This is a genomic window from Pseudomonas sp. RIT-To-2 (assembly GCF_029623465.1).
Lineage (GTDB): Bacteria > Pseudomonadota > Gammaproteobacteria > Pseudomonadales > Pseudomonadaceae > Aquipseudomonas > Aquipseudomonas silvicola.
Genome location: NZ_JAPYKM010000084.1, coordinates 1 through 2,855, shown reverse-complemented (window position 1 = coordinate 2,855; position 2,855 = coordinate 1). Strand labels below are relative to the sequence as shown.

The window sequence follows — 2,855 nt, the reverse complement described above, 5'->3', positions numbered from 1 at the left end:
CCGAGAGCGGTTGGAGCGGATGTTGTAGGGGTAGGTGCAAAAGCGATTGATTCAGCTGAAGTGCCGGCTACTTCGGTCGTTCCGCGTGTTGGACTGAGAGACGATCTGGCAGCCCAAGCAGGTATTCCTCGAAATATTGCTGAGTCGCCGTCGAGCATGTGGGGTAAATCGATTGATGATATCAAACAGTCGCTAATGCTTGATGGTGCGAGCCTTACGCCGAAAGCACCATTGGCAGGTACTTCAGGTAGAACTCAGGTCTTTAACGTTGAAGGGCACCCGACTATAAAAGAGGTAGAGTTTCATCCGGGCGGCGGAACCCACGGTGATAGTCCGTACTATAAGCTTGTTGGTACTGAGAAGGTCGGAAATAAAAACATTGAGATAAGGGTAATCGATCCGTCGTCTGATTTTAGTCCGGGCACCATTACGAATTATCAAAAATATTATGATACCCAAGGAAATCGCCTGAGGTATGAGGGTAGTAATTGGAAAAGCTGGGAGTGATCTATGAAAAACTTATTCCCTAATCTGTACTCTGACCTTGTTCCAGGTATAGCAGCAGCAGGGTTCTCTTTAGGTGAGTCATTTTCCGATGTTAGCGAGAAAGTGGGGAGGGTTGAGTGGTATGGTCCGGATGTACCAGTTCGTGATGTTCTCCTTGAAAATAAGTCTTGGGTCGGTATTCAGAGAAGAATCGGTTTTGGTAATGAGTTTTTGCTATCGTATCGGTTTATGAATGAGGCGGTCTCTCTGTATTTTGAGGGTAGCGGGAGGCTTTATAGGATTTCCGTGAGTGAAGGGTATTGCGGGAGGTTTAATGGTGTGGGTGTGGGGAGTGATCTTCGAAGCTTGGAAAAGGAGTTTGATATTTTATTTAATGATGTGGATGATGATTTTCTTATACGGAAGAATGGGGATATATTGACGGGGATTAGCTTTATTAGCGACTATAGAGCTTCCTTGGAGGATGTGCCGGAGCAAATCATCAAGTTGGTGTCGATACACGACTGGTCTCTTCGGTAAGAGTAGTGGCTGGGCCGCATTTTTCATGAGCTGAACGTAAGTGGCGGTTGAGCAAGTAGTTCAATAATTGCGGATTATTCCATTATTTAGACAGGCCGAAGTTGAAGCTGATGGGCTGGAGTTTGGCTTGCTTAAGGGTGCAGTTCGATATTTAACGGTTAAATGGATGGCCTAGATCGAATTTAGCTCCCAAAAGCCGTGATTTAACAGGTTATACAGCGCAGTGGTATGGCAAGTCGGCGGCGACTAAGAAGCTTCGCGAGATAGGCGCTATCTTCAACGACGCGGACCTGAATGCAGATCAATGGCAGGCGTTGGAGCGTTACGCTACTGAATCAAAGGTTGGTTACACCTAACTTGAAACAAGCACAGTGCTTCAAGTGGCTAAAGACGCCGAGTTGCTGAGTCGAGTGATGGTCAATGGGGTAACATGGAACTTTTTCACGAGTCCTGTTACAGGTCGTGTTGGCCCGGCGCCCGCGTTGCTAAAGGCACTTTCTGACGCAGGAATTAAAGTGGTGGTGCATTGATTATGAAGTTCACAACAGTTTATACCCCGGTCACTACAGCTTTTGCATCGATGACCAAAAAAGAACTGAGCGATTTTTATGGTGAGTTCATACTAAACGTACCTTACTGTTTGGATGAGTTGATTCAAGCTGTTTGGCAGACCCTCGGATTTGATAGTTGGAGCGCAGACTTCTCTCCGGAATCGTTGGATACACTGGGTGAGTGGCTTGCAACGAAAATTCAAAAAAGAGACTTGAATTCAGAGAAGGTAAGGCGTTCGACAGCCGGTCAAGTAGATCCTGTCGCTTGGGACTTGACCGATGAGGAAAAATCTTTGGCTGTGCAGGTTGGTATGTACTACGGAGAGGTAGCAATTAGAAGCCATCCGTCATTAAGCTGGATGCAATTAAAGGGTAGTAAGAAGCTTGCCGATTACGGCCAGCCTGTAATAGTCGGTCTAAGTAGTATTCCAACAAATCCTGTGAGAGTCGCCAATGCGTTTGCATGTGGTATTGCTGACGGCTCAAGAGTCGGTCGCCGACTCCGAGAAACTTATGATTATTGGATGAAAATGATAAGTGATTTGGCAAAAAATTGACCATGTCCAGTTGGTGCAACAGCAACTGGCGGCGCTGCCGGAAAGGTAGATGATCTAGCCACTAGGGGCTGGGGCCCAAGCGTGGTGCCGCACCTGACCGACCCCGCCGCCATCGCCCGCTTTGGTGCGATTCAACTGGCGGGCGGTGCGGTTCGGGGAGGGCTGTCCCAGGCCCTGGGGCAGGGCAAGTTCAGCGACGCCATGCTCAACAGCGTCTTCGATGTGCTGCAGGCCACAGTCTTCACCCATGTCGGCGATCTTGGCGACACACTTCAGCTACCCGACAGTGGACTGAGTAAAACCGCTATTCACGCGTTGGCGGACGGCTTGCTTGCCGAAGCGATGGGCGGCGACTTCAAAACCGGCGCACTCGCCGCAGGGGCGAACGAGGCACTGATTGAAACGCTGGACAGCCTGGTTCCTCCAGGGTGCTGATCAGGCTGAGCATGATCGGCTGGTCAACGCCGCCTCCAAGCTCGTCGGCCTGGTGGCGGCGGCCGGGGCTGGCGGGGACGTCGCCCTCGGCTCCGAAATCGCGGGTAATGCGCAGTCCTACAACCGCAAGCTTCACGCAAAAGAAGAAGGGAAGCTGGCGCAGGCGGCAACCACACTCGACGAGACGGTGGGCAAGAGCCCAAGGTTGAGGCGCAGGTTGTCAAGCAGGCGGTCCTGCCTGCCGGATATCGCGAAGGTTCGGGCGTGGGGGCTGGGTTCCCTACTG

3 protein-coding genes and 2 pseudogenes are annotated in these 2,855 nt (G+C 50.9%); all 5 read left to right on the top strand.

The window, feature by feature from the left end; genetic code table 11:
- Nucleotides 1-507, top strand: a pseudogene (locus tag QBK88_RS30615) (hypothetical protein); the annotation flags it as partial.
- 3 nt (nucleotides 508-510) lie between these two features.
- Nucleotides 511-1,026 carry a hypothetical protein gene (locus QBK88_RS30610; RefSeq protein ID WP_277965034.1) on the top strand — a complete coding sequence of 172 codons (516 nt, stop codon included), beginning with the start codon at nucleotides 511-513 and terminating at the stop codon, nucleotides 1,024-1,026.
- Nucleotides 1,027-1,558: 532 nt separating this feature from the next.
- A complete protein-coding gene (locus QBK88_RS30605) occupies nucleotides 1,559-2,134 on the top strand; it encodes a hypothetical protein (RefSeq protein WP_277965033.1) in 576 nt (191 codons plus the stop codon).
- Nucleotides 2,135-2,209: 75 nt separating this feature from the next.
- Nucleotides 2,210-2,569 (top strand): annotated as a pseudogene (locus QBK88_RS30600) (DUF637 domain-containing protein); the annotation flags it as partial.
- Nucleotides 2,532-2,855, top strand: a 324-nt coding sequence (locus QBK88_RS30595) for a hypothetical protein (RefSeq protein ID WP_277965032.1), incomplete at its 3' end; no start/stop codon positions are given. The pseudogene QBK88_RS30600 and the gene QBK88_RS30595, both read left to right, overlap by 38 nt.

Bases quoted from the DNA above. Each gene is read 5' to 3' on its own strand.
- QBK88_RS30610 (WP_277965034.1), top strand. From the start codon at position 511: ATGAAAAACTTATTCCCTAATCTGTACTCTGACCTTGTTCCAGGTATA.
- QBK88_RS30605 (WP_277965033.1), top strand. From the start codon at position 1,559: ATGAAGTTCACAACAGTTTATACCCCGGTCACTACAGCTTTTGCATCG.